Here is a 24,515-nt window from a genome sequence, read left to right as displayed (position 1 = left end):
AGTGCCAAGGCGATCGCCCAGCAGATGATCAAGGACCCGGCGCAGTTCGCGGCGTTCAACAACATCGTTTCCCGTGAGAGCGGCTGGAACCACACCGCCACGAACGCCTCCTCGGGTGCCTACGGCCTGGTCCAGGCCCTGCCGGCCTCGAAGATGGCTTCCGCGGGTGCGGACTGGAAGACCAACCCGGCCACCCAGATCAAGTGGGGCCTGGACTACATGAACTCCCGCTACGGCAGCCCCGTCGGCGCTTGGAACTTCTGGCAGACCCACCACTGGTACTAAGCCACCAGTAGGCAGACCAGTAGGTAAAGCAGACACACGAAGACGCCCGGCCGGGACTTTCCCGGCCGGGCGTCTTCGTGCGTATGCGCCCGCCCACTCTCCGTCGACGTCGCGCGGAGCCGCGCGGGTGCCGCCCGCCCGCTCGCGCCACTTCCGGGCCTGCTGCGCATCTTGGTCGTGGGTGAGCGTGGCGGCGACGCCGTCCAGGATGCCGAACGCGCGTCCGTTCGCCGTCGGTGGGACGGAGACACGGCCGCTCATCATCGACGGGAGTGGGGACAGTGAGGCGGGGGACGTGGGCCGGTGGACCGGCGGGAGACCGGGAGGCCGCCGCGGGACGCCGCAGGCCGTACACCGGCCCCGGTCGTTCGGCTCAGGACTGGCGGCTGCGGCGCGCCCACCAGAAGGCGCCGACACGCTCCGCTCGCCGCCAGGTCACGGCGTGATGCGCAGAGCCGTGCTCACGGTGACCTGGTCGATCTCGGTGGTGCGAATCGTGACGTCCAGGTTCCACGTACCGGCCATGGGCAGCCTCAGGTCGTACGTGGCCCAATAGCCCTTTTGATTCTTGAGCTTGGCGTCGAGCGGGCCGATCCCCTGGTCGCGTTGGGTGAGGGCGAGCCGTAGCTCGGGGACGCTGGAGATGCCGCCGTCCGGTGTGAACACCACCGCTTCCACCGTGTTCTCGCCGACGTGGCCCGGCGCCAGAGTGATCTGCACCGTGCCCTGATGGTTCGCCGTCCCCATGTCGAACGGGACGGTGACCACCTTCACCGCCGGTTCCTGCCCGGCGGGTGCTGTGGTGGCGGCGCGGCTCGGCTGGGTACCGGTGAGCAGGGTGGAGAGCACCAGGACGACGGCAGCGACTGCGGCCTCGACAGCCACGGTGCGGCGCAAGCGGCGCCGGTACCTCCCGGCGTCGAAGGCCGGCGGCTCTATGTCGATGCCGTCGCCGGGCTTGCTTCGAGCAGCCGCGACCTTCTTGCCGCCCGGCCCGGATCCCTCCGGCGAACTCGGCCCGCCGACCGTCTGCGGGACACGCACCTGCTCGAGTTCGATGGCGGCCGGCTCCGTCACGTTCGGCGACGCGTCGCCCACCAGGCGGGCGGTCCACCTTCGGGAGAGAGCCGCCACGCACAGCACCAGGACCACTGCGGCGACCTTGAGGCAGAGGGTCCTCCCGTACGACGTGGTGGCGAGGGCAGCCCAGGAGCCCACCTGCCGCCAGGACTGGTACACCCCGGTGCCGACCAGAACGACCACGGCGGCGAAGGCCAGCGCAGAGAAGCGCCTGACCGCGGAAGCCGGGATCTCACGGCTGTCGGGCCCCCGGTGGCGGAGGGCGCTCGACAGAGTGATCAGACCGCCCAGCCACACGGCCATGGCCACCAGGTGCAGCACGGCGACGGGAGTGGCGAGGGGCACCTGGATGCCGGCGGATGCGTGCTCGGCGGCAGCCCAGGTGAGCGCCAGGCCCAGGGCGAGGGCCGCTCCGGCGACGAGCCGGAGACGGACACCGAGTCGTACGGGCGTCTGCCGCAAGAACACGGCGGCGAGCGCGAGCAGTACGAGCCGTGCGGTCAGGGCGATCCCCGATCTCCCCGTGAGCGTTCGGCCGAGCAGGGACGGGTCGAACGCCGACGACAAGGGGCCGCCCGCCTCGTAAGGGCCGCGCAGCAGCAACAGGGCCACCGTCGACGCCACCAGCGTCGCCCAGCCGACGGCCAACAGCCGGCGCAGCGGACGGATCTCAGTCGCGCCCGGCCAGCAGACGAGGACGAACGCCGCAGCTCCGACGAGCAGCGCCAGGCCGCTGTAGGCGACGTACCGGAAGAAGCCGTACAGGCGGCTGGCCGCTGTGTCGTCCGGGGAGGTCTTCGCCACTACTGCGGTGGTCTCGGACGGCTTTCCGACGGAGAAGGTGAACGCGCCGGAGATCGGGTGACCGTCGGCGGAGACCACCCTCCAGGCCACGGTGTAGGTTCCCTGGGCCAGGTTCCCCTCCAGTGTCACCCGGGCCGTGTTCGCCTGGCCGTCCGCATGTTGCGCCTGGCGCGGGTTCACGCGGTCATTGGCGGGCGACAGCACGCGCAGGGATCCGTCGAGGAAGCTCACCGATTCGGTGAACGTGAGTGTGACCTGCTTCGGCGCTGAGTCGAGGACGGCACCGTCCGCAGGGTCGGAGCCGCTGAGCCCGGCATGCGCGAGGGCAGGGCCGGCCCCGGCGAGCATCAGGGCCCACAGGGCGGCAACAAGCGTCAGGACGGCCGCGGACTTCCTCGCGAGGCTCGATCCGCTGGGCATGAACGGCGGCCTCCGGGGCGGTCGTCATCGGCGGCATCGCCGTCCGCACCGGTCGCTCGGGGCCGCAGTCGGACGGTGTGGCTCGCCTGAGGTTGCAGAGAACTCCGGCAGGTACGGGGTCCCTGCCGCAGTGCTGGACGATAGCCCCGCCGACCACGGGACAGGACGGGTTGCGCAACTTCCGCTAAAGGCCACCGCCTTGTGCGCGGCCGGTGCTTCCCTCCTGTATGGGTTCGGCCGTCGCGCGGAGCTCGGGCGTCAATGCCGGCCTTTTGCCGACGGCCGAGGGTGCAAGAAGATGCTGACCTGCGTGGGGACGGAAATAACGTGGAACGTCCTGGAACTGCACCGGCCGCAGCCAGGCGGACATCGAGGAGTTCCACGACGAATGGATGACCGGCACCCGCTATGGCGAGGTCAAGGGCCATGACGGTCGATGCAGCCGGGCGCCGCCGCCGACGGCGGATCGGTACCTGGCCCCGGCACGTACGCCCGCGGTGCCCGTTGCGCGCCTCCCGGTCGGCGAAAAGCGCGCCACACGTAGGCCGCGACCACGCCCAGCCCGTAGCCGATGGCGGCGCTGATGCCGCAGATCGGTCCCTGGAGTACGCCTCCGCGGGGGAGCAGCGACGGGGTGAAGGACAGGCAAGCCAGGAGGAGCGCGCCCCAGCAGCCGGGCAGCGTGAGGTGGGGCAGCCAACGGTGCTTGCGCGGTGCCGGCTCTTCCGGCGGAGGGACCGGCGGGGGGGTCATGGGCCATGGTGTCCTCCGCGGTCATGGTCCCAAGGCCCGCTCGGTCGTGCCATCCGACGCGGGCGGCCGCGGTTGGCAGGCCGCGCGGGGTCGGCGCTCGTAGCCTGAAGTGGGTGCCCGACCCCTGTCCGGCAGCCCGTGGAGCGGCGGGAGGTTGTGCCATGAGCAGGCGTTGGACCGCGCGTCTGGCCCTGGCGACGGGCCTGGCGGCGCTCGTCGTGCTGGTGGTGTTCGGCGGCCTCGCGAGCCTCCTGCTGATGGTGGTGGGCTGGGCGGGACTGGTCCTCACGGCGGCAGGCGTGTGGTGGATGCTGACCCACACCGGCTGGATCAGGGTGCTCGCCGCGCTGCTGGTGGTCGTCGCACCGCTCGCCGTCCTGCTTCTGTACTCGGCCGCCGGGCTGCTGTGGGTCGTGCTGGTCTCGCTCGCCCTGTGGGCGCTGGCCGTTGCCGCGGGCAGCGCCGCTCTTGCCGAGGACGCCTCGAGCATGCCGGAGCGCTCCGCCGTCCGGGCCGAGCGGCCCTTCCTGATCATGAATCCCCGCTCGGGTGGCGGAAAGGTCGAGAAGTTCCGCCTGGCGGAGCGGGCCAGGGCACTGGGAGCCGAGGTCGTCGTGCTGGATCCGGCCCGGCGGCAGGACGTGGCCGAGCTGGCGCGGCAGGCCGTCGAGGGCGGGGCCGACCTGCTGGGTGTCGCAGGCGGCGACGGTACGCAGGCGCTGGTCGCCGCCGTGGCCGTGGAGCACGACATTCCGTTCGTGGTGATCAGCGCCGGCACGCGCAACCACTTCGCCATGGATCTGGGCCTGGACCGGCAGGATCCCTCCCGGTGCCTGGAGGCCCTGACCGACGGCGTCGAACTGCGCGTCGACCTCGGCTACATCCATGAGGGAGAACCGGCGGACGGGAACACGGGGCGCGTCTTCGTCAACAGCGCCTCGTTCGGCGTGTACGCGGAAGTCGTGCAGAGTCCGGCCTATCGTGACGACAAGGCCCGCACCATTCTGGAGATGCTGCCGGCTCTGCTGACCCACGACAGCGGCTCGCGGCTGACCGTCCGTGCGGATGCGCTGGTCCTGGACGGCCCCCAGGCCGTGCTGGTGAGCAACAACCCTTATCAGAAGGGTGATTCGGCGGGGCTCGGGCGCCGTGAGCGACTGGACTCAGGTGAGCTGGGGGTGCTCGGCGTCGAGGTCTCGAGCGCCGCCGAAGCGGCGGGGCTGCTGCTGCACGGCAGGCAGGGCCGCGGGCTGACCGCCGTCACCGCCCGTGAGGTCGTCGTCGACGCCGACGCTCCCGCCATCCCGGTCGGTGTCGACGGCGAGGCCCTGGTGCTGTCCACTCCCGTGCGCTGCCGTATCGCGTCCGGCGCCCTGCGCGTGCGCGTGCCCCGGCACCGTCCCGGGGTGCCGCGTACCGTGCCGCCGATGGACTGGCGCCGGGTGCGGCGGCTGGCGCTGACCATGGGACGGACCGCGGCGGGACGCGGTGCCGCCTGAGCGGCGGCCGTCGGCGCCTTCCGGTGTCTCCCATCCGGCGGGCGGTCACTTCTCGCCGGTGGGCGCCGGACCGGTGGGCCCGGGTTCGGGCCCGGCGGGCGGTTCGGCGGTGGTGGGGGACGTCCACTGCGCTCCGCTGCGCAGGCGGAAGGCGGCGACGGCGGCCTCCACCGTGGGGAAGAAGTGCCGGGGGTCGATGGTCCGGGTGAGTTCGTACCGCTCGATCTTCCGCCGCACGGGGTCCTTGAGCTCGGCGAACACGAGGTGGATGTCTTCCGCGTTGAGCGCCTCGTCGAGCTCTTCCAGGACGTCGGCGGCGGTCGTGTCCACGTCGGTCATGGGCTCGGCCGCGACCACGATCCAGCTCGGCCGCGGATCCGCGCCGGCCAGCCGCCTGACCTCGTCCCGGAAGGCCCTGGCGTTGGCGAAGAAGAGCGGGGCGTCGAAGCGGTAGATCACCAGGCCCGGCAGCTGCCCGGCCTGCGGGTAGGAACGGATGTCGTGGTAGCCCTCCAGGCCCGGCACCCGCCCCAGTACGGTGTCGTACGGCCACCAGGCCCGCCGGAAGACGTTGAGGACCGACAGGCCCACGGCGATGGCGATCCCCGGCAGCACGCCGAGCAGGGCCACGCCGGCGAAGGCCGCGAAACACAGCAGGAACTCCGCCCGGCCCTGCCGCCACAGCCGTACGGCTCCCGGTACGTCGGTCAGGGACAGTGACGCGGTGATGACCACGGCGGCCAGGGCCGGCTGGGGGAGGTTGCGGAACAGGCCCGGAGCCAGCACGAGCATGAGGACGATGAGCGCGGCTCCGACGACCCCGGTGAGCTGGCTCCTGGCCCCCGCGCGCTCCGCCACTGCCGTCCGGGACCCGCTGGTGCTGACGGGGAAGCCCTGGAAGAGGGCGGCCGCCAGGTTGGCCGCACCGACGCCCCCCATCTCCTGGTTGCCGCGGACCTCCTGCCCCGTACGGGCTGCGAAGGCGGACGCGTTGGAGATCGTGTCGGCCAGGGACACCAGGGCGATGCCCAGCGCACCGCCGAGCAGCGGTGCGAGGTCGGCGAGCCGCACGTCGGGGATCGTGAACGGCGGGAAGCCCTCGGGCAGCACCCCGACCAGGCCGACGCCGTGCTCGTCCAGGTCGAAGGCGGCGGCCGCGGCGATCGCCAGGACCACCATCACGAGCACCGCGGGAACCTTCGGCAGGAAGCGCTGCAGGACCAGGATCAGGGCGATCCCGCCGAGGCCCACGGCGGCGGCGGCCGGCACCGTCGCCCCGTCGGCGATCTTCTGCACCAGGCCGGCACACTTGTTGAAGACCGTCGCGCCCAGGAACGTCAACACGAACGTGACCAGCAGGAGCAGTACGAACCGGATGTACTTGGTGAGGTTGTCGTAGATCGTCCGGCCCTGCTCGACGGCGTAGACGATGGTGGCGAAGTTGTCGTCGGAGAGGATCATGCGTCCGGCGTTCTTCGCCACGTCCGTGCCGCTGCCCATGGCGATCCCGATGTCGGCGGCCTTGATGGCGGGAGCGTCGTTGACGCCGTCCCCGGTCATCGCCACGACCTCGCCCTTCTTCTTGAGCGTGTTCGCTAGCAGTACCTTGTGCTCCGGCGCGACCCGCCCCACCACGCCGATCCCCTCGATGCGGGAGAGCTGCTCGTCCTCGCTCATGGCGGCGAAGTCGGCGCCGAGGACGGCCTCGCCGGGGATGCCGATCTGCCGGGCGATCGCCGCCCCGGTGGTGACGTCGTCCCCGGTCACCAGGCGGACCCGGATGTGCGCCGCCTGTGCGTCGGCCACCGCGGCCTTGGCCTCCTCACGGGGCGGATCGACCATGCCGACGAGACTGGTCATCCGCAGATCGGTGACGTACGCGAGCAGGTCGCCGTCCGGATCGAAGCCGGCCGGGTCCAGGTCACGGCCGGCCGCGGCCATCACGCGGCGGCCCTCGCCGCCCATCCGCTCGCTCGCCGCCTCGGCCCGGCCGAGCAGTTCGGCGTCCCACGGCACGGTTTCGCCCGCCGCGAGCGCGGTGGCTGCCCGCGCCATCACCGCCGGGGCCGCTCCTTTGACGAAGCAGCGTACGACCTGCCGCCCGGAGGCGTCGGCCGCCGAGTGGAAGGTGGCCATCAGCTTGTACTCGGGGTCGAACGGGAGGGTGGCGAGCCGGGGAAGGGCGTCCCTGGTGGCATCGGTGTCCAGGCCGGCCTTGTGCGCGAGCACCAGAAGCGCGCCCTCGGTGGGATCGCCCACCACCTCGCCGCCCACCAGCTTGGCGTCACTGGCCACCACGTACGGGAGGATCGCGTCCTCGATCCCCGCGGCGACCCCGGCGGACCCGGCGGCGTGGTGGATCTTCCCTACGAGTCCGTAACCCGTGCCCGACACGGTGTACCGGTCGGTGGGGCTCAGCACTTCGACGGCGGTCATCTGGTTCATCGTCAGGGTGCCGGTCTTGTCCGAGTTGATCGCCGACGTGAACGCCAGCGTCTCGACCGACGGCAGTTCCTTCACGATGGCGTGCCGCTTCGCCAGGTTCAGGCTCCCGACGGACAGGATCGCCTGGGTCACGGTCGGCAGGGCCTCGGGGATGGCGGCGATGGCCAGCGAGACCGCGCTGACGAACAGGACGTCCCAGGCCTGGTCCCGCTGGCGTCCCAGGGCGAACATCACGATCATGGTGAGGCCCGCCGCGCCCGTGATCCACAGGGTCAGCCGGTCGAGCTCCTTGGTGAGCGGCGGCACCTCCTTCTCGGTGGCCGCCAGCATTCCGGAGATCTTGCCGAGCTCGGTGTCCGCGCCGGTCGCGGTGACGATCATGACGCCGCTGCCGTGGGTGACCGGGGTGTTCATGAACGCCGTATTGGTCTGGTCGCCGGGCGACAGCCGGCTGCCCGCCAGCGGACCGGTGTCCTTCGCGGCGGGAACGCTCTCACCGGTGAGCGCCGACTCGTCGATCTGCAGGGCGCTGGCCTCGATGAGCCGTCCGTCCGCCGGCACCTGGTCCCCGGCGGAGATGAGCACGACATCGCCGTCGACGAGCTGTTCGGCGGAGATCGCGGCCTCCGTGCCGTCCCTGCGCACCCGGGCCGTCGCCTTCATCATCGACTTCAGCGCGTTCATGGCGCTCTCGGCCTTGCCCTCCTGGCGCAGGCCCACGACCGCGTTCAGCAGCGTCAGCACGATCAGCAGGATCGCGGTGGTCCACTCCTGGATGACCAGCGAGACGATCGCCGCGGCCACGAGGACGATCTGCATGTAGCTGCGGTACTGCGCGAGGAACCGGCGCCACGCCGGAGTCCGCTCCTCCTCGGGCAGCGCGTTCGGGCCGTGCGCGGTCAGGAGTTCCGCGGCCCGCGCCGCGGACAGGCCGACCGCGGGATCGACACCGAACGCCGCCACGACCTGCTCGGGAGAGCGCGTGTACCAGCCGTCCCCGGCAGCCCGGGGCTGTTCTGCCACGGAATCCGACCGCACCGTCATGGTTGTGCCTCCGATCCGGGGCCGCGGACGCATCCGGGCCGGTCGCGCGCCGTACGAGGGTCGCTAGCCGCGCTTCTTCCCGTGCCCCTTCCCGTGCCCGTGGGCCCGGCCCGCCGACGGGTGCTGCGCGCCGTAGGGATCGGCCGCGGCCCCGGCAGGGGCCTCCCGCTCCAGCCCCCGTTTGGTGACGAGGAGATCCTTGCGGGCCTGCTCCCCCACATCGGGGTACTGCGGATCGATCTCCATCAGGGTGTGCGCGAGGACCGCCGCCGCGCAGATCCGCGCGAACCACTTCCGGTCCGCCGGTACGACGTACCACGGGGCCCAGCGGGTACTCGTGGCGGACAGCATCTCGGAGAACGCGTGCTGGTACTCGTCCCACCGGCGCCTCTCCCGGACATCGGCGGCGGAGAACTTCCAGTTCTTCTCCGGCAGGTCGATCCGCTTCAGGAAGCGGGTGCGCTGCTCCTCTTTCGACAGGTTCAGGAAGATCTTCACCACCTTGAACCCGTTGTCCGTGAGATAGCGCTCCCAGCGGTTGATCTCCCGGTAGCGACGCTCCCAGATGCCCGCGCCGAGTCCGTGCTCGGGGAGCTTCTGCCGGAGGAGGATCTCGGGATGGACCCGTACGACGAGGACCTCCTCGTAGTGCGAGCGGTTGAAGATGGCGATCTCGCCGCGCGAGGGCAGCCGCTGGGCGTAACGCCACAGGTAGTCGTGGTCGAGTTCCTCGGAGGACGGCCTTGAAGCTGCTGACCCGTACGCCCTGGGGGTTGACGCCGCTCATGACGTGGCGGATCGTCCCGTCCTTGCCCCCGGCGTCGAGTGCCTGGAGACAGAGCACCACGCCGTACGTGTCCTGGGCGGCCAGCCGCTCCTGGTACTCGGCGAGCAACGACACCCCGGTCTGCAGCAGCTCGGCCCCGGCCCGCTTCTTCATACCGGCCTTGTAGCGGGGATCGAAGTCCCGCTCCAGGTGCACCTTCGACCCCGGTCGCACCCGTAGCGGCTCGATGAAATCCGCGATGCGTTCGGCTCTCTCGTCCGACATCAGCCGTCACCTCACATGAGGATGTGCGTCGTGGTCATTCTCTGCTCGGCCGGACATGATCGCCCTCCGGACGCGGTTTCCTCGGAAGGAGTACCGCGGCGGCGAGTCCGGCGAGACCGATCACGGCCAGCGTGATCATCGCGGCGGCGTAGGCACCGCTGGTCAGGCCGGCGACGAGGATGGTGCCGGCGACTGCCGTGCCGAGGGAGGAACCGAGGTTCGACACGCAGCGGGAGAGGCCGGATATCTCGCCTTGCCGCTCTTCGGGGAAGCTCGACTGGACGACGTTGACCGAGGGGGTCAGCATCACGCCGAGGCCCAGTCCGATCAGCAGGAGTCCGGGGGCGAGGGCCCACGGGTTCGGGGAGCCGCCGGCCATCGCGATCAGGACGACGATGCCGGCGATGGTGACGATGAAGCCGGTCATGATGAGGGTCCGCTGGGGCCGCCGCTCGGCGAGGCGTTCGGCGGCGAGCGACGACGCGAGCAGGCCGACCGTGGCGGCCGTGAAGATGACGCCGGTCTGGATGGCGTCGTAGCCGCGCACGACCTGGAGGTACGTCGCGACGGTGAACGAGGAACCCATCAGGAGCAGCCACTGAACGTTCTGCGTGACGAGGCCCAGGTTGGAGGTGCGGTCGTGGAACAGGCTGGTGGACAGCAGAGGTTCCTTGCCGGCCCGTTCCTTGGCCCGTACGGACCGGAAGAACAAGAGGAGCACGAGGGCGCCCGCGGCGAGCAGGCCGATCATGAGCCAGACGCTGTTGTCGGCCGCGAGGATGCCCATGACGACGAGGATGAGGCCGGCGGCAGAGAGGACCGCTCCGGTGGTGTCGAAGGAGCGCGTCGGATCGGCCGGCAGCGGGTCCTCGAGGTTCCGGCTCAGCACGATGATCAAGAGAATCCAGGGCCTGGAACACGAAGGCCGCTCGCCAGCTCAGCCACGAGGTGATGAGCCCGCCGATCAGCGGCCCGGCGGCGGCCCCGATGCCGCCCAGCGCCATGATGACGCCGAAGGCGCGGGCCCGGGAGGTCAGGTCCGTGAAGATGAGCGTGGTGAGGATGTAGACGGGCGGGATGAGCAGCGCCGTTCCGATGCCTTCCAGGATCGAGTTCCCGAGGATCAGTACGCCCAGACCCGGGGCGGCGGCGCTCAGCAGGGCGCCGATGCCGTAGACGACGAGGCCGACCAGGAGACAGCGCTTGCGGCCGTAGCGGTCGGTCAGCTTGCCGCCGGGGATCATCAGCGCGGCCATGACCAGGAGGAAGATCGTGATGGCGATCTGCACTCCCTGGACGGTGGTGTCCAGGTCCTCGCTGATGTCGTTGATCATCACGTTCATGTTGGACCCGGCGAAGCTGCAGATGAACTGCGCGAGCGCCAGTGGGGCGAGGATGCGTCGCTGTGCGCTCGACGGCCGCTGCGGGGTTCGTGTGTCGGCCACCGGTATCACCTCCGGACGTCGGTCCGCCGGCCACCGGTCGACCGTGCCTCCGGAAGACACCCACGCTCCAGCGTGCGCCGCATCAGGGCCCGGCGCATGCCGGAGCAGGACGGGCGTCGGCGATCGGGCGGCCTGCCCTACCGTCCGCGCGGGCGGGTCGGGCGGCGGCGGGAGATACGGGGCCTGCGGGCGGACGGGGCCGGTGGGGCCAGGGCGAACGTCACGGTGATGTGCGCGCCTCCCAGGGCGCCGCGGCCGATGCGCATGGAGCCGCCCGTGGCGCTCGCGGCCCGTTGCGCGATGTCGAGACCCAGCCCCGTGGAACCGGTGCTGCTCCCGCGGGAGAGGGCCCGCTCCGGGTCGGGGATGCCCGGTCCGCCGTCCTCCACCACCAGCTCCACGGCCTGTGCCGTGCGTACGACGCGGACGGCGAACGGGGTCCCGGGCGCGGTGTGGCGGAAGATGTTGCCGATCAACGCGTCCACCACGGCGGCGATGTCGTCGTCGGAGAGGCCGATGGCCGTGGGTTCCTGGGTGAGGTCGAGGGAGCAGGAGCGATTCTGCTGTTCGGCCAGGACCGTCCAGAAGGCGGTGCGGCGCCGGACGACGTCGGCCGTCTCGCAGCGGGGGCCGGACGCCCCCGCGCCGACGGCGCGACGGTCTGCAGGCGGTTCCGTGCCGAGCAGGCCCTGGGCCATGGGGCCCACGGCGAGCGGGGTGCGCGCTGCCGCGATGATGGCCCGGAGCTCGGCCTCCAGTTCGCCGACCGCCGCCTCCACCCTGGCCGACTCCGGTGTGCCGGCCATGCGCTCGGACGCCAGGTGCAGGGCGGTCAGCGGGGTGCGCAGCCGGTGGGACAGGTCGGCGACGAGTTCGCGTTCGACGGCGAGCAGCTCCGTCATCCGGTGGGCCATCGCGTTGAAGGCGACGCCCGCGTCGCGTAGTTCCCTGGGACCCATGGGGTCCACGCGGGTGTCCAGGTCGCCCTGGCCGAGGGCCCGCGATGCCCGCGCGAGCCTCTTCGAGGACCTGACGACCTTCGCGCCGAGGCGGTCGGCGACCAGTACGGAACCGCCGACCAGCCCCACGGCGAGGAAGGCCATGACCGCCCACGACTCCTTGACCCCGCGGGTCAGTTCCGCTTCGGGGACGAAGTTCTCGATGACGGCGACCCGGTCGCCGGGGAGCACCACCGGCTGAAGGCATATCCAGCCGCCCGGGATCGCCTGGGAGATGGACTCACGTGCCTGCTGGGCCCGTTCGAGCAGGTTCGCGGGGGCCTTCGAGCTGCCGAGGGGCCCCGCGTCCGGCAGATGCACGACCAGGTGCTCGGACGCGTCCAGGCTCGCGGCTGATTCCTGCAGGGCGGAGGGATCCGAGGTCAGGGTGAGGACGGGGGCCAGGGCGGCGGCACGCTGCTGGGCCGCGGTGACGCCCTGCTCCTTGACGAGCGACATCACCAGTGCGGCCAGCGGTATGAGGAAGGAGAGGGCGACCATGGAGGTCACGGCGAGCGCCACTCCGGCCAGCGAGCGTCTCAACGCGGTGCCACCAGCTTGATGCCGACGCCCCGGACGGTCAGCAGGTAGCGCGGGGCCGCCGCACGTTCGCCGAGCTTGCGGCGCAGGGACGACAGGTGCACGTCGACGGTCTGGTCGTCCACGTACGGCTCGCGCCAGACCTCGGTCAGCAGCCGGCGTTTGGAGACGACCTGGCCGCAGTGGTGGGCGAGGAACGCCAGGAGGTCGAACTCCCGGCGGGTGAGACGGAGCTCCTGGCCCGCCAGGTACGCGGTGCGCGCGCCCGGGTCCACCGCCAGCTCGCCCACGGTGGTGGGGCGCAGCGGCTCGGTCGCCGCCGCCACCGGTGCACCCGCCGGGGTACCGGCAGGGGGGACGTGGCTGGTGCGCCGCAGGACGGCGGAGAGGCGCGCGATGAGCTGCCCCCCGGAGAAGGGCTTGACCAGGTAGTCGTCTGCGCCCGCGTTGAGGAGCTTGATGATCTCCCTCTCGTCGTCGCGGGCGGTGGCCACCAGCACGGGTACGGAGGAAATGCCCCGGATCATGCGCAGGGCGTCGCCTCCGTCCAGATCGGGCAGTCCCAGGTCGAGGACCACGGCGTCGACGGGGGCCTGGGTGACCTCTCGAAGCGCGCCGAACCCGTCGGCAGCGCTGCGTACGGCATACCCGTGCTCCGTCAGGACCTCGATCAGTGACTGGCGGATGCTGGGGTCGTCTTCCACGATCAGGACGCTCGGCATGGGGACACCTTAGGGTGCGTCGAACGCCGGGCCGTCGCCGGTGACGCGCAGGTGCACGGGGTGGTCGGACACCGGGATGGTGCAGCCGTCCTGTGTGCTGCAGCTCGCATAGCCGAGGAGTACCGTCGCCTCGCCGTCGGTATCGGCGCGGACGGGCAGGGTGGTGGTGACCGGGCCGTCCGGGTAGACGGGGACCGGGGCGTCGACACCGGGCACGCTGATCGACCGTACGTCCGCCGCTGCCGTCAGCTTGCCCTGTGCCTTCAGGGTCCCGGTGACGGCCATCGCGGTCGGCCTGCCCACGCCCTCGATGCCGGTGGGCGGCAGATCAGTGCTGTAGAGGTGGAACCCCTTGGCCTCGGGCGTGAAGACCGCGGTCAGGGTGCCCTGCGAGGCGTGCCAGTCGGACACCGAGAGAGTGACGGTGCCCCCGTTCTCGGTGAAGCGCGTCGTGCGCGTCGCGGGTGGCGGGGAGCCGCCGGTGTCCTTGGCGGGCTGCCCGCCGCAGGCCGCGAGTGCGGCAAGGGAGACGAAGGAGAGCAGGGCGGCCGCGACAGGGGCGATCCGGGAAGGCCTTGTATGCGCAGAAAGGTTCATATGTGCCTCTGTGTCAGGTGTCGGGGAGAGAGGAGGGCTTTGACCCTGGGGGCGAACAGCGGCCGTCCAGGTCGTCACCGGCCAGTGCGGGCGCCTCCTGCCGGGCACCGGGATCCACGACCGTCGCCCCGGCCGCGGCCCGGACGGCGCTCACCCGCCCGTCCGGCGCCCCGGAATCCGTACCGCCGACGGCGAGGACACCGCCGACCGCGACCGCGAGGCCGGCCCCGGCGAGGACGACGGCGGAGAGCCGCCCACGCCTCGGGACCTGCGGGGCGGGTCGTCTCACGACGCCCACTTGCGCAGGAAGGAGTTGATGCCCTCCGAGGTCAGGGACGGATTGCCGGTGACGTGGGTATCGGTGCGCACCGTGCCGGACGGGGAGACCACGACCAGTACGGGCATCGTGTAGGTCCCGCCCGAGGGGCTGTACTTGCGCAGCAGCGCGGAGTTGGCGGAGCTGTTGCCGCCGATGTCGACCTTGACCAGGTGGTACGAGGCCCCCAGGATCGCGGCGGTCTGCGACTGGCCGAACACCTTGTCGGCGGCCTTGCAGTTGCCGCACCAGTTCGCGCCGAAGTCGAGCAGCACCGTCCGCCCGTCCGACTTGGCCGCGCGCAGCGCCGCGTCGATCTGCTTCTGGGCATCGGCCGAACTGTCGTAGCCGGGACCGGGTATCCGGGCCGGTTCGGGCGCGGTGGAGGTACGGGTCGGCTTGGCGGGCGTCCCGGCGGGGGCAGCGGAACCGCTCCGGGCGCTCGAGGGAGTCGGCGAGGAGCCGGGCACGGCGGTGGCGGACGCGGACGGCGAGGCCGACGCGGTCGGCGACGCCTCGGGGGACCCGGTCGCGGACTCCGTCCCCGAGAGGAGGGCCTGCGAGGACTGTCCGGGCACGGACGCCGCCGCGGATCCGGCGGGCTGGGAGGAAGGCCCGCAGGCGGCGGTCAGGCCCGCCGCGACCACGGCCGCGGCAACCAGCGGCAGCCGCGTCCCCAGGGGCGAGGGGGAGCGGCGCGGGGTCGTACGGCGGTCGGCAGGGACGGGTCGGAGCATGTGAGGACGCATGGCGAGGACACCCCAAGGCACGGTTCGGACTGCGGGAGGGCAGAGTGCCCCCTCGGCTCGGTGAAGACGGCGGCCCGACGGTCCGCCGGGGTGTCACGCCCCGGCGCCGAAGGCCGCTCGGCTGACGTGAGCATAGGACCGCTGCGGGCGGCCGGAAACGTATCGGCGTGATCTTGAGGTTGCCCTAAGGTGCCCTAAGGAACAGCTCACCTTCCGCTTCGCCGGAACCCGGTCCATCAGCCCGTACAGCGTGGTGAATTACGCGAAAGGGACCAGAACGGTCCAGTGGTGCGCATCGGTCGGGACGGCTGAGGAGACCGGGCCTCAGAACGAGGACTCGCGGACGGTGGCCTTCGCCCCCGGGTCGACCGTCGCCGTGATGACCGATCGGTGGTCGGCGCTGGTGAACGTGACCGTGAGGGTGTCGTCCGCGGTCTGCGAGGTGGTGGCCTTGAAGCCGAGGGCGGGGATCGCGGAGATGAGGCACACGCCCCGGCTCCCGTACCGCACGGTGGCCTTGCCGCCCTGCGAGGGGACGGTGTACAGGCCCGCGCCGCCGTCCTCGCAGTCGACGGCGGATTTCGGCGGGGTGGGCCGGGGGGTCTTCGACGAGGCCTTGGCGGGGGTGGGCGCCGCGGCCGAGGGGGAGGGCCGCTGCGTCACCGTGGGCGAGGGGCTCGTGAACGCGGTCGGGGACGGCGGGATCTGGCCCGCCTGCCATGCCGGCGGCGTTTCGATGACCGTCGGGGCGGACCGCGCGACCGGGGGCGTGGGCCTGGTCGTGCCGACCACGAACTGGACCGTGACGAGTACGGCGGTCACGCTGGCGGCCGTGCACGACAGCCATATGAACAGGTAGCGCGGAATTCGAGGCACGGCCCCATAGTGGCCGACGCGCCGGCCGGCCTGTCACCCGTCCCCCCGGAGGAGTGGCCGGGAGCCTCACGGGACAACGCCGACGTCCTCCGCACCCGCGCACGGGGTCGGAGGACGTGGACGCCCGCTCGGCGGCCGGTGGGGGGTTCGTTCGTTCGGCGCCGGTGGGGGTCTGTTCGCACCGCGGGGTCGGCTACCTCGGGGTCCCGAAGTCCTGCGTCCACCACGGGCCGCCGTCGCCCTTGTGGACGCCGATGCCGATCTCCTTGAACGAGCAGTTGAGGATGTTCGCCCTGTGGCCGGAGCTGTTCATCCACGCGTTCATGACCGCGTCGGCGTCGGACTGGCCGCGGGCTATGTTCTCGCCCAGGCCGGACCATGCGTATCCGGCGGCCTCCACCCGGCTGGTCATGGTCGACCCGTCGGGTCCGGTGTGGGACATGACGCCGCTGCGGGCCATCGTGTCGCTGTACGTCCGCGCCGCGGCGCTCAGCTTGGCGTTCGTGGTCAGCGGGCCGCATCCGGCAGCGGCCCGCTCCTTGTTGACCAGGGCCAGAACCGCGGACTCGGAGTTGCCGTCGACGGTGCCGGAGCCACCGGAGCCACCGGAACCGCCGGAGCCACCTGAGCCGCCGGACCCGCCGCCCGTCGTGGTGGCGGGCTTGCGCGTGGCCTTGCCGGCCTCGCCCGACGCCGACTTGGCCGCAATGCTGCTCTCCGCTGCCTCGGGCTTCGTCGGGGCGGCGGACGCTGATGCACTCGCGTCGGGGGTCCCGGACGGACTCGGGCTCGCCGTGGTCGAAGCGTCGCCGGTGGGTGTGGGGACGGCAGGGGTGGAGCTTCCCGTCCGGTCACCGTTGCCCGCCGTCGGGGACGCCGTACCGGCCGCGCCGTCGGCCCGCCGGTCCGCGCGGGCGTTGCCGTCGGAGTCGGCCACCGCGACGCCGACCGCCACCGCCGCGGCCGCCGCGGTGACGGACAGCACGATGCGCGTACGCACCGTCTTCCTCCGCCGAGCCTCGACGCGGGACGGCGTTTCGGGACCGGGAGTTCGGCTGCGGCTCATGCCGGTAACACCTCACAGGAGAGGGGGAAGAGGGGAGTCCGCTCGAGCCTAGGCCGGTGATCAGCGAAAAAGGCCACCTGGAGGGGTTCTTCAAGTTCCCTTAAGGAAGCCCGCAGGGTCAACACAGGGACGAGCCCGGCATTCCCCCCAACCCGACCGACCCGGCCCGGCGGGGGAGCCGCCGGGCCGGGGGAGTTCGGGGGTCAGGCTACGAGGTGTTTTTGCGGGGAGGTCTTCGAGGGCGTTCCGTGCTGTTGCGTCAGCTTCTCGCCTTCGACGCGATGAGTGGGAGACGGGTGGGGTGGAGCCGCGCTCACTGCCTGGCGGTGCGGCCGAAGGCGGAACGCGCCCAGAAGTAGCCGACCAGCGTGAGACCGGTGCACCAGGCGAGCGCGGCGTATCCGCTGTTGCCGATCTCGGTGCCCATCAGCAGGCCGCGCAGGGTCTCGATGACCGGGGTGAAGGGCTGGTACTCGGCGAACCAGCGCAGCCCCGCCGGCATCGAGTCGGTCGGCACGATGGCGCTGCCGAGGAACGGCAGAAAGGTCAGTGGCATGGGCGTGTTGCTCGCGGACTCGGGTTGTCGCAGGTGGGGGCGTTGGCGCCGGGGCCGGCGGCTCCGGCCCTGCCCGGGACTGGCGGACCCAGCCCCGCAGGCTCTGGCCGTGGCGCGGGACGCGGGTGGCGGGCTGGGTCGCCGCGCCGGCGCCCGATTCGAGGGCCAGGGACACCGCCCGTACGAGCCAGGCGTTGACCGACAGGCCCTCCTGGCCCGCCGCGTCCTCCACGCAGGCCTTGAGGTGCGCCGGGAGCCGGAAATCGATGCGGGCCGCACCGCCCTCGTCGCCGTCCCCCGCGATGGGCTCCACCGGTGCCACCGAAGGCCGACGACGCCCACATCGAGGGTCGTCCCGTGCCGGTGTCCGCGACGACGGCCCGCCGGACGGTCAGCCGTGCAGCAGTCTCGTCCAGTCCTGCGGAACCCGGCCGGCCGGTCCCGGGACCGACTGGTCCCCAGGGTGGGCGGCCGGCGGCGTCAGCTCGGGCCCGGACTCGTACAGCTCGTTGGTGTGGTAGTCCCAGAACCACTCCTCACCCGGCTCGAAGCTCTGCACCAGGGGATGACCGGCGGACTTCCAGTGGGCGGTGGCGTGCTGCGCCGGTGAGGAGTCGCAGCAGCCGATGTGGCCGCACTGGGCGCAGCGCCGCAGGTGGAACCACCAGCCGCCCACCGCGTCGCAGTCGGCGCAGCCGGTGCCGGTGGGCGGGACGCTCGGGTCGATTCCGTTGATGTCGTCGGTCATGCCGGCTCCTCGGCGGTCTCGGATTCGGGGGAGGGCTCGGGGTGGGGGGAGGGCTCGGGGTCGGGGGTCAGCGGCAGCAGCACCTGGAACCGGGTGTCGCCCGGTGCGGACTCGACCTGGAGGCTGCCGTGGTGCTTGTTGACCACGATGCGCCAGGAGATGTCGAGGCCGAGACCGGTGCCCTCGCCGACCGGCTTGGTGGTGAAGAAGGGGTCGAAGATACGGCTGCGGATGTCCGCCGGGATACCGGGCCCGGTGTCGCGGAACTCCACCAGCAGCCGGTCGCCCTCGCGTGCCGTGCGGACCGTCAGCGTGCCCTCGCCACCCGTGCTCCCGATGGCGAAGACGGCGTTGTCGATGATGTTCGTCCACACCTGGTTGAGCTCCGCCGGATAGGCGGGTACGTCCGGCAGGGAGCGGTCGTAGTCCTTGACCACCCGGACCCCCCGGCCGATCTTGCCGGACAGCATCAGCAGGGTGCTGTCGAGGAGTTCGTGGACGTCGACGACCCGGTGCGGGGCGCGGTCGAGCTGCGAATACTGCTTCGCCGCGTCCACGAGGTGGGAGATGCGGGTGGCGGAGTCGTTGATCTCATCCATCAACAGCTCGGTCTCGACCGTGTAGTTGAGCCAGCCGATGGCCCCCGGCAGGATGTCCTCGGCCACGGTCGCCGCGACCTGCTCCAGCCAGTCCGTGTCCAGCCCGGCCTGTACGAAGGTCGGCGCGATCCGCCAGCCCTCCTGGATGCCGTGGTCGTCGAGCCAGTCGGCGAGCTCGTCCTCCCGGTCGGAGGCCTCCATCGGGCTCAGCACCGGTGCCTTGGCGACCCGTTCGGCGGTGCGCTCCTGGATCTCGATGAGGTCGGCGAGCGCCTCGCGCGAGTAGGGGCCCTGGGCGATGACGGCCAGCTTGTGCCGCATCTTGCCCACCCGTTCCCGCAGCGTCGCGGTGGCCCGTACGGCCGCCGCGGCCGGGTTGTTGAGCTCGTGGGTGAGACCGGCGGACAACGACCCCAGCGCCAGCAGCCGTTCGCGCTGGCCGATGGCCCGCTGTGTGTTCCTGGAGCCGAAGAACAGCCCTTCCAGCAGGTGCGCGGCCATCGGGAACCAGTCCCGCATGACGGCCGCGAACGACTCGGCGGGGAGTACGAAGAACCGCGTCGGCTCCGTCACCCGCATCGAATTGTTGTAGGTCTGCGGCACCTGGTCGCCCAAGTACGCCTGCATGGCCCCCGCGTACACGCCGCGCTGCGAGGTCCGGCTCACCTCGACGTCGTCGCCGCCGACCCGGCGGGAGAGTACGACGGTGCCCTCGACCATCACGTAGAAGCAGGTGGCCGGGTCGCCCTCGGTGTACACCGGGCCGACGTCGAACCGCTCCACGCGCCCCTCGGCGCACAGCCGCCCGAGCTGCTCCGGGGTGAGCTTCTCGAACAGGAACAGCGAGGAGATCTCCTGCGGGCTGCACGGCATGAGCCGGCCGCCGCTCATGACTGCTCCAGGTACCGGTGGACGAGCATCACGGCCATGGCTCCCTCTCCTACGGCGGACGCGACGCGCTTCGCGGACCGGGCGCGCGCGTCGCCCGCCACGAACACGCCGGGGATGTTGGTCTCCAAGTGGTAGGGCGGCCGGTCCAGTTCCCACTCGGCGGGCGGCCGCCCGTCCGCAGTGAGGTCCGGCCCCGCCAGGATGAAGCCGTGCTCGTCGCGCAGCACCGTACCGTCCAGCCAGTCCGTCAGCGGGGCCGCGCCGATGAACACGAACATCCACTGGCAGTCGACGAGTTCGGTCGCACCGCTGTCCACGTCCCGCAGCGTCAGCTGCTCCAGGTGCCCGTCGCCGTGCGCCTCCTCGACGACGGTCCGGGTCCGCACCGTGATGTTCGCCGTCTCCTCGATCTGCTGGATCAGGTAGTACGACATCGACGCCTGCAGGGACTCCCCGCGTACCAGCAGCGTCACCGACTTCGCGCCGCGCGCCAGGTACATCGCCGCCTGCCCGGCGGAGTTGGCGCCGCCCACGATGTACACGTCCTGCCCCTGGCAGGCGGCCGCCTCGGTGAGCGAAGAACCGTAGTACACCCCGCAGCCGGTCAGGGAATCGCAGCCCGGTGCGTGGAGCTGCCGGTACGACACCCCGGTCGCCAGGATGACGCTGTGCGCGGCGACCGCCGAGCCGTCGGAGAAGCGGACGACGCGGGCCGCGCCGTTGACCTCCAGCCCCGTGACCTCGCACGCCGTGAGGATCTCGGCGCCGAACCGGCCGGCCTGGCGGCGGGCGCGGTCCGTGAGCTGCGCGCCCGAGACTCCGTCGGGGAAGCCGAGGTAGTTCTCGATGCGGGAGCTCTGGCCGGCCTGCCCGCCGGTCGCCGAGCGCTCGACCAGTACGGTACGCAGCCCCTCGGAGGCTCCGTACACCGCCGAGCCGAGCCCGGCCGGTCCGCCGCCGATGACGACGAGGTCGTAGAAATCGGCGGTCGGCGTCGTCGCGAGACCCACGTGGGCGGCCAGCTCGGCAGCCTCCGGCTCGATCAGCACGGTGCAGTCCGGCGTGACCACCAGGGGCAGCCGCTGCCCGTCCGCCCCGGCGGCCTCCAGCAGCCGCTGCCCCTCGGGCTCGTCGGAGGAGTACCAGCGGTACGGCACCTGGTTGCGGGCCAGGAACTCCCGTACGCGCGAGGAGCCCGCCGACCAGCGGTGCCCGACCACCTTGGTGGCGGGTACCGGCCGGTAGTCGCTGGAGCGCCAGGCCGTGAGCAGATCGTCCAGGACCGGGTAGAGCTTCTCCTCCGGCGGGTCCCAGGGCTTGAGGAGGTAGTGGTCGAGGTCGACGACGTTGATCGCGTCGATCGCCGCGTTGGTGTCGGCGTACGCGGTCAGCAGCACGCGCCGCGCGCCCGGGTACACGCCGAGGGCCTGTTCGAGGAACTCGATGCCGTTCATCTGCGGCATGCGGTAGTCGGCGAGGATCACCGCCACGAGGTCGCCCCGCAGCTTCAGCTCGTGCAGCGCCTCCAGCGCGGACTCGCCTGACTCGGCGCGCACGATCCGGTAGCCGGCGCCGTAGTGGCGCCGCAGGTCCCGGGCGATGGCCCGGGAGACCCCCGGGTCGTCGTCCACGGTCAGGATGACGGTCCGCGCTGTGTCGGCGGGCTGTGCCATACGTCTCCACCCCGAGTGCTCTGGGCGGGCAGCCCGGCGAGGCGCCCGCGCCGGTTCCTGCCCATCGTATGTTCGATCGTCCGGGACCGCCCCGGGACGCCGCGGGAATCGGTGATCAGAGGTTCTGCCCTCCGGAGACCTCGATGTTCCGGGCGGTGATCCAGCGGCTTTCCTCGGAGACCAGGGTGGCGATGACCATGCCGATGTCGTCCGGCTCACCGATCCGTCCGAGCGCGAACGTACGCTGCTCGCCCAGCGCCCGCCGGCCACGGTCACCCCGCGGCCGCGCCGGAACTCCAGCAGCCCTTCGTCCGCAGCGCGCGCAGCCCCCGGCATCTGCCATGCCCCAGGGTGCACGAATGATCCCATAGGCAACAAAACGGGCAAGTGGTGCATTGTTCGCATTCAACTCTGTTCCGTTCATATGCCTCTTGAGGGTGTGTCAGTCGCAAACCTGCGAGGCATAATCGGCCCCGGTCGTCTCCGGAAGCAGTGGAGCCATCGGGACATCGACCGACCTCCCAGGCGGAATTCCGCACCGGACCGACCTCAAGGCGCTGTACATGTCCCTGGCCAGCCGCACCCGCATCGCGGCCCTGCTCGCCGCGGTCTCCGTCGGCGTCGCCGGCGTGACGTCCTGGGCCTACGGATACGGGACCGACCGGCAGGCGACGGCCCCCGAGGCGGTCGTCAGGCCGAGTGTGACCGAGGGCTCTGCCCTCCAGGTCGTCGCACACCCCGACGACGACCTCTTCTTCATGAACCCCGACCTGAGCCGCTCCATATCGACGGGCATCAAGGTCACCACCGTCTACCTGACCTCCGGCGAGTCCGACGGCAGGAACGAGGCCCACAGCCCGCACCTCGAGGACGCCGCGGGGCCCGCCGACCGCGCCGCCTACGCGGAGGCCCGGCAGAACGGCATCCGGGGCGCCTACGCCCAGATGGCCACCGGCGACCGCACCAGCGCCTGGCAGCGGAAGTCCGTACCCACCGCCGGCGGGGGCAGCGCCGAGGTGGACGTCCTCGTCGCCAGGCCCGAGGTCAACCTGGTGTGGATGGAGCTCCGCGAGGCCCGCAGCATCTCCGGCGACAATCCGGACAGCCTGCGCGGCCTGTGGGACGGCCGGATACCCGCCCTGGGCGCCCAGCTGACCTCGGGGACGCCGGTCAAGCTCGCTTTCTCGTACACCAAGGACCAGGCGATAGCCGCCATCGCGGACGTGTTCGCGCTCTACCGGCCGACGACGATACGGACGCAGGACCCGACCCCCGGCAGGTCGGAAAGCGGCGCCTTCCTCGATCACCAGGACCACATGTACGGCGCCCGCTTCGTCCAGGCCGCCGCCGAACGCTACGCGCAGTCCACGGACCGGCCGCACTTCTCGGTCCAGAACTACATGAGCTATCCGAACAGCTCACTGCCGCCGACGCTCGACCCGCAGACGGCCGAGGAGAAGCTCGGCTACCTCAGGACCTACGCCTGGATGGACCATGACGACTGGTGCGGCAGCCCCGCGGGCTGCGGCGACCGCAAGACCGCGACCAGGCCCACCGGCGCCGGCTGGAGCCAGACCATCCGCTACAGCCGGGGTGACGGCACCTCCTGGATGACCGAAGGCGTCTCCGGGCGGCTGTGGGCCTTCGCCGTGCTGGACAACCGGATGGCGTACTGGTCGCGCAGCAGCCCGCAGGCCCCCTGGCAGGGCCCCCGGTTCCTGCCCGACGCCGGCCCCGGCACCGGAATCGACGCCGGCGCGACGGCGCTCCGGCTCCCCGACGGCAGGATCGTGGTGTTCGCCACCCGCACCACCCTGGGCACGACCTCCCAGGGCTACGGCCGGGACATCGTGTACGCCGTCCAGACCACGGCCGACGGCGCATTCGGCCCGTGGCAGTCGCTGGGCACCCCGGACACCACAGACAGGTCCGTCACCTCGGCGATCAGCGGACCGGCCGTCGCCGTGGACCCGGCCGGCCGGATGACGGTGTACGTGCGCGATTCCAGGCGTACGCTCCGCGCCCGGACCCAGACGACCCCGGACGGCGCGTTCGGCGCATGGCAGGCCCTGGGCGGCGCCGGCCTCCTGGGCGATCCGGTCACCGCGACCGACGGCTCGGGGCGGCGGCACGTGTACGCGGCGACGGCCGGCTCCGTACTGGCCTGGGTCCAGCCGACGCCGGGTGCCCCGTTCGGCGGCCCGTTCCCGACCGGGCTGCCGCAGACGACGGGCGTGCTCTCGGTGCGCCCGGAGGGCGACGGGGTCCGGCTGTTCTTCCGCCGGCCCGGCACGGGCTCCGTCGGTACGAGCCTGGCCGCCGCGGGCGGGCCCGCGCCGCAGTTCTCCCGGGTCGCCGCGGCCGGCGGTCTCGGCGGGTACGGCGCGGTGGGCGTCGCGGGCCACCTGCTCGCGGGCCGCGCGGGCGCGGGCACGGTCAGCGTGGCGGGCACGGGCGGTCCGGAGTCCTGGCAGGAGTCCCAGATGCTGTACACGGGGGCCCCGGCAGGCGTGGCCGACTCGGGGGCCGGTACGGCCGTCGCGGCGGCCCTCGGCCTGGACGCCGATCTGCACATCGTGACGACGGTTCCTGCGGCCGGATCCGAGCAGGTGGCCGGCCGGACCCCCACCCCGTGGCACCGGGCGGTCCAGCCCCGGACGCTCGCACAGGCCGGGGGCCGGTAGCGGTGGTGACCTGCGCCGCAGCGTGCGCCCACGGCCCCTGGGCCGCCGGGTGGCAGCGCGGATCGGGGCGGGCGAGGATGGCGGGCAAGGCCACCTCGCCGGGCGGTGGCGGGGATACCACCTGGCCGGCGACGGCAGCCGGACTCTGACCCTCGGGCGATCGGGGCTCCCATGACCCCTCCCTTCCTCTCGTGCCGACGCATACGCATACGCCGGGGAGCGGGAACGGTCCGCGCCGTGGCCGCCTTCGCGGCCCTCACAGCCCTCGCGACCGGATGCAGGAACGACACGGCGCCCGCCTGGGAGTACCCGGAGCTCGGCACGACCTTGAGATCGCTTTCCCACCACCTGGACGAGGGCTGCGCCGAGACGGCCCCTGCGAGCTGCGTGGACGAACTCGACCGGCTCGGCGGGCTGGCGGAGCAGGCCTTCGCCGAGGTCCTCGACCACAAGCTTCTCGCCGGCGGATACGTGGCAGCGATGAACGACCTGGCCGGAGCGAGGGAGCTCCGCCTCGCCGCCGCGCAGGAGGCCCGGGCACGCCGTGATCCGCACTACCTCCCGTTCAGGCATGCGGTGCAGGCGGAGCGGCTCGCGTACCGGCGCCTCCTCGCCGAGCTGGAGAGCCTGCGTACCGCTCCGCCCCCGGGTGACGGGACCGAGCCCGTCTGAGG

Annotated in this window: 18 protein-coding genes and 4 pseudogenes; 4 read left to right on the top strand and 18 right to left on the bottom strand. The window is 71.9% G+C overall.

Annotated features, from left to right (window positions below):
- On the top strand, positions 1 to 285 hold a 285-nt coding region (locus AB0M76_RS34060; RefSeq protein WP_365956618.1), incomplete at its 5' end, for a transglycosylase SLT domain-containing protein.
- A 435-nt stretch (positions 286 to 720) separates the two neighbouring features.
- Here AB0M76_RS34060 and AB0M76_RS34055 read toward each other — a convergent pair.
- Positions 721 to 2,589, bottom strand: a complete 1,869-nt coding sequence (locus AB0M76_RS34055) for a copper resistance protein CopC (RefSeq protein WP_365956617.1) — start codon at positions 2,587 to 2,589, stop codon at positions 721 to 723.
- A 417-nt stretch (positions 2,590 to 3,006) separates the two neighbouring features.
- Positions 3,007 to 3,342 carry an alpha/beta-hydrolase N-terminal domain-containing protein gene (locus AB0M76_RS34050; protein WP_365956616.1) on the bottom strand — a complete coding sequence of 112 codons (336 nt, stop codon included), beginning with the start codon at positions 3,340 to 3,342 and terminating at the stop codon, positions 3,007 to 3,009.
- A gap of 161 nt (positions 3,343 to 3,503) precedes the next feature.
- Here AB0M76_RS34050 and AB0M76_RS34045 point away from each other — a divergent pair, with 161 nt between their 5' ends.
- Positions 3,504 to 4,841 (top strand): diacylglycerol kinase family protein, encoded by a 1,338-nt coding sequence (locus AB0M76_RS34045; RefSeq protein WP_365956615.1) that lies wholly within the window; start codon positions 3,504 to 3,506, stop codon positions 4,839 to 4,841.
- A gap of 45 nt (positions 4,842 to 4,886) precedes the next feature.
- Here AB0M76_RS34045 and AB0M76_RS34040 read toward each other — a convergent pair whose 3' ends face one another.
- The 16 genes and pseudogenes from AB0M76_RS34040 to AB0M76_RS33965 form a co-directional block, all read right to left on the bottom strand.
- Positions 4,887 to 8,330: an HAD-IC family P-type ATPase gene (locus AB0M76_RS34040; protein WP_365956614.1), complete on the bottom strand. Its 3,444-nt coding sequence runs from the start codon at positions 8,328 to 8,330 to the stop codon at positions 4,887 to 4,889.
- Between the two features lie 63 nt (positions 8,331 to 8,393).
- Positions 8,394 to 9,381, bottom strand: a pseudogene (locus AB0M76_RS34035) (polyphosphate kinase 2 family protein).
- 34 nt (positions 9,382 to 9,415) lie between these two features.
- A pseudogene (locus AB0M76_RS34030) lies at positions 9,416 to 10,724 on the bottom strand (MFS transporter).
- A 239-nt stretch (positions 10,725 to 10,963) separates the two neighbouring features.
- Positions 10,964 to 12,367: a HAMP domain-containing sensor histidine kinase gene (locus AB0M76_RS34025; RefSeq protein ID WP_365956613.1), complete on the bottom strand. Its 1,404-nt coding sequence runs from the start codon at positions 12,365 to 12,367 to the stop codon at positions 10,964 to 10,966.
- The gene (locus AB0M76_RS34020; RefSeq protein ID WP_266661331.1) at positions 12,364 to 13,086 is read right to left on the bottom strand and encodes a response regulator transcription factor; all 723 of its coding nucleotides are present in this window, start codon (positions 13,084 to 13,086) and stop codon (positions 12,364 to 12,366) included. Before AB0M76_RS34020 ends, AB0M76_RS34025 begins: the two co-directional genes overlap by 4 nt.
- A 9-nt stretch (positions 13,087 to 13,095) precedes the next feature.
- Complete coding sequence (locus tag AB0M76_RS34015) at positions 13,096 to 13,683, bottom strand: hypothetical protein (protein WP_365956612.1); 588 nt, start codon at positions 13,681 to 13,683, stop codon at positions 13,096 to 13,098.
- Between the two features lie 13 nt (positions 13,684 to 13,696).
- Positions 13,697 to 13,972, bottom strand: a complete 276-nt coding sequence (locus AB0M76_RS34010) for a hypothetical protein (RefSeq protein ID WP_365956611.1) — start codon at positions 13,970 to 13,972, stop codon at positions 13,697 to 13,699.
- Complete coding sequence (locus AB0M76_RS34005; RefSeq protein WP_365956610.1) at positions 13,969 to 14,736, bottom strand: thioredoxin family protein; 768 nt, start codon at positions 14,734 to 14,736, stop codon at positions 13,969 to 13,971. Before AB0M76_RS34005 ends, AB0M76_RS34010 begins: the two co-directional genes overlap by 4 nt.
- 336 nt (positions 14,737 to 15,072) lie before the next feature.
- Positions 15,073 to 15,624, bottom strand: a complete 552-nt coding sequence (locus tag AB0M76_RS34000) for a hypothetical protein (RefSeq protein WP_365956608.1) — start codon at positions 15,622 to 15,624, stop codon at positions 15,073 to 15,075.
- Between the two features lie 193 nt (positions 15,625 to 15,817).
- Positions 15,818 to 16,624, bottom strand: a complete 807-nt coding sequence (locus AB0M76_RS33995; protein WP_365956607.1) for a CAP domain-containing protein — start codon at positions 16,622 to 16,624, stop codon at positions 15,818 to 15,820.
- A gap of 379 nt (positions 16,625 to 17,003) precedes the next feature.
- Positions 17,004 to 17,267, bottom strand: a pseudogene (locus AB0M76_RS33990) (ABC transporter permease); the annotation flags it as partial.
- A 61-nt stretch (positions 17,268 to 17,328) separates the two neighbouring features.
- Positions 17,329 to 17,544 (bottom strand): annotated as a pseudogene (locus tag AB0M76_RS33985) (hypothetical protein); the annotation flags it as partial.
- Between the two features lie 93 nt (positions 17,545 to 17,637).
- Positions 17,638 to 17,994 carry a UBP-type zinc finger domain-containing protein gene (locus AB0M76_RS33980; protein ID WP_365956606.1) on the bottom strand — a complete coding sequence of 119 codons (357 nt, stop codon included), beginning with the start codon at positions 17,992 to 17,994 and terminating at the stop codon, positions 17,638 to 17,640.
- Positions 17,991 to 19,466, bottom strand: a complete 1,476-nt coding sequence (locus tag AB0M76_RS33975; protein ID WP_365956623.1) for an ATP-binding protein — start codon at positions 19,464 to 19,466, stop codon at positions 17,991 to 17,993. The genes AB0M76_RS33980 and AB0M76_RS33975 overlap by 4 nt, the downstream gene beginning before the upstream one ends.
- Positions 19,467 to 19,480: 14 nt before the next feature.
- On the bottom strand, positions 19,481 to 21,157 hold the full coding sequence (locus AB0M76_RS33970) for an FAD-dependent oxidoreductase (protein WP_365956605.1): 1,677 nt from the start codon (positions 21,155 to 21,157) through the stop codon (positions 19,481 to 19,483).
- 115 nt (positions 21,158 to 21,272) lie between these two features.
- Entirely contained in the window at positions 21,273 to 21,581 is a 309-nt protein-coding gene (locus AB0M76_RS33965) for a hypothetical protein (protein ID WP_365956604.1), read from the bottom strand.
- Between the two features lie 139 nt (positions 21,582 to 21,720).
- Here AB0M76_RS33965 and AB0M76_RS33960 point away from each other — a divergent pair, with 139 nt between their 5' ends.
- Together AB0M76_RS33960 and AB0M76_RS33955 are read left to right on the top strand one after the other, a co-directional pair.
- Positions 21,721 to 23,841: a PIG-L family deacetylase gene (locus AB0M76_RS33960; RefSeq protein WP_365956603.1), complete on the top strand. Its 2,121-nt coding sequence runs from the start codon at positions 21,721 to 21,723 to the stop codon at positions 23,839 to 23,841.
- Between the two features lie 237 nt (positions 23,842 to 24,078).
- Positions 24,079 to 24,513, top strand: a complete 435-nt coding sequence (locus AB0M76_RS33955) for a hypothetical protein (protein WP_365956602.1) — start codon at positions 24,079 to 24,081, stop codon at positions 24,511 to 24,513.
- Positions 24,514 to 24,515 lie beyond the last annotated feature (2 nt).

Origin of the sequence: Streptomyces sp. NPDC051364 (assembly GCF_040682115.1) — a bacterium.
Classification (GTDB): Bacteria; Actinomycetota; Actinomycetes; order Streptomycetales; family Streptomycetaceae; genus Streptomyces.
Note: the sequence above shows the minus strand (reverse complement) of the source record. Positions and strands in the feature narration are given on the sequence as shown.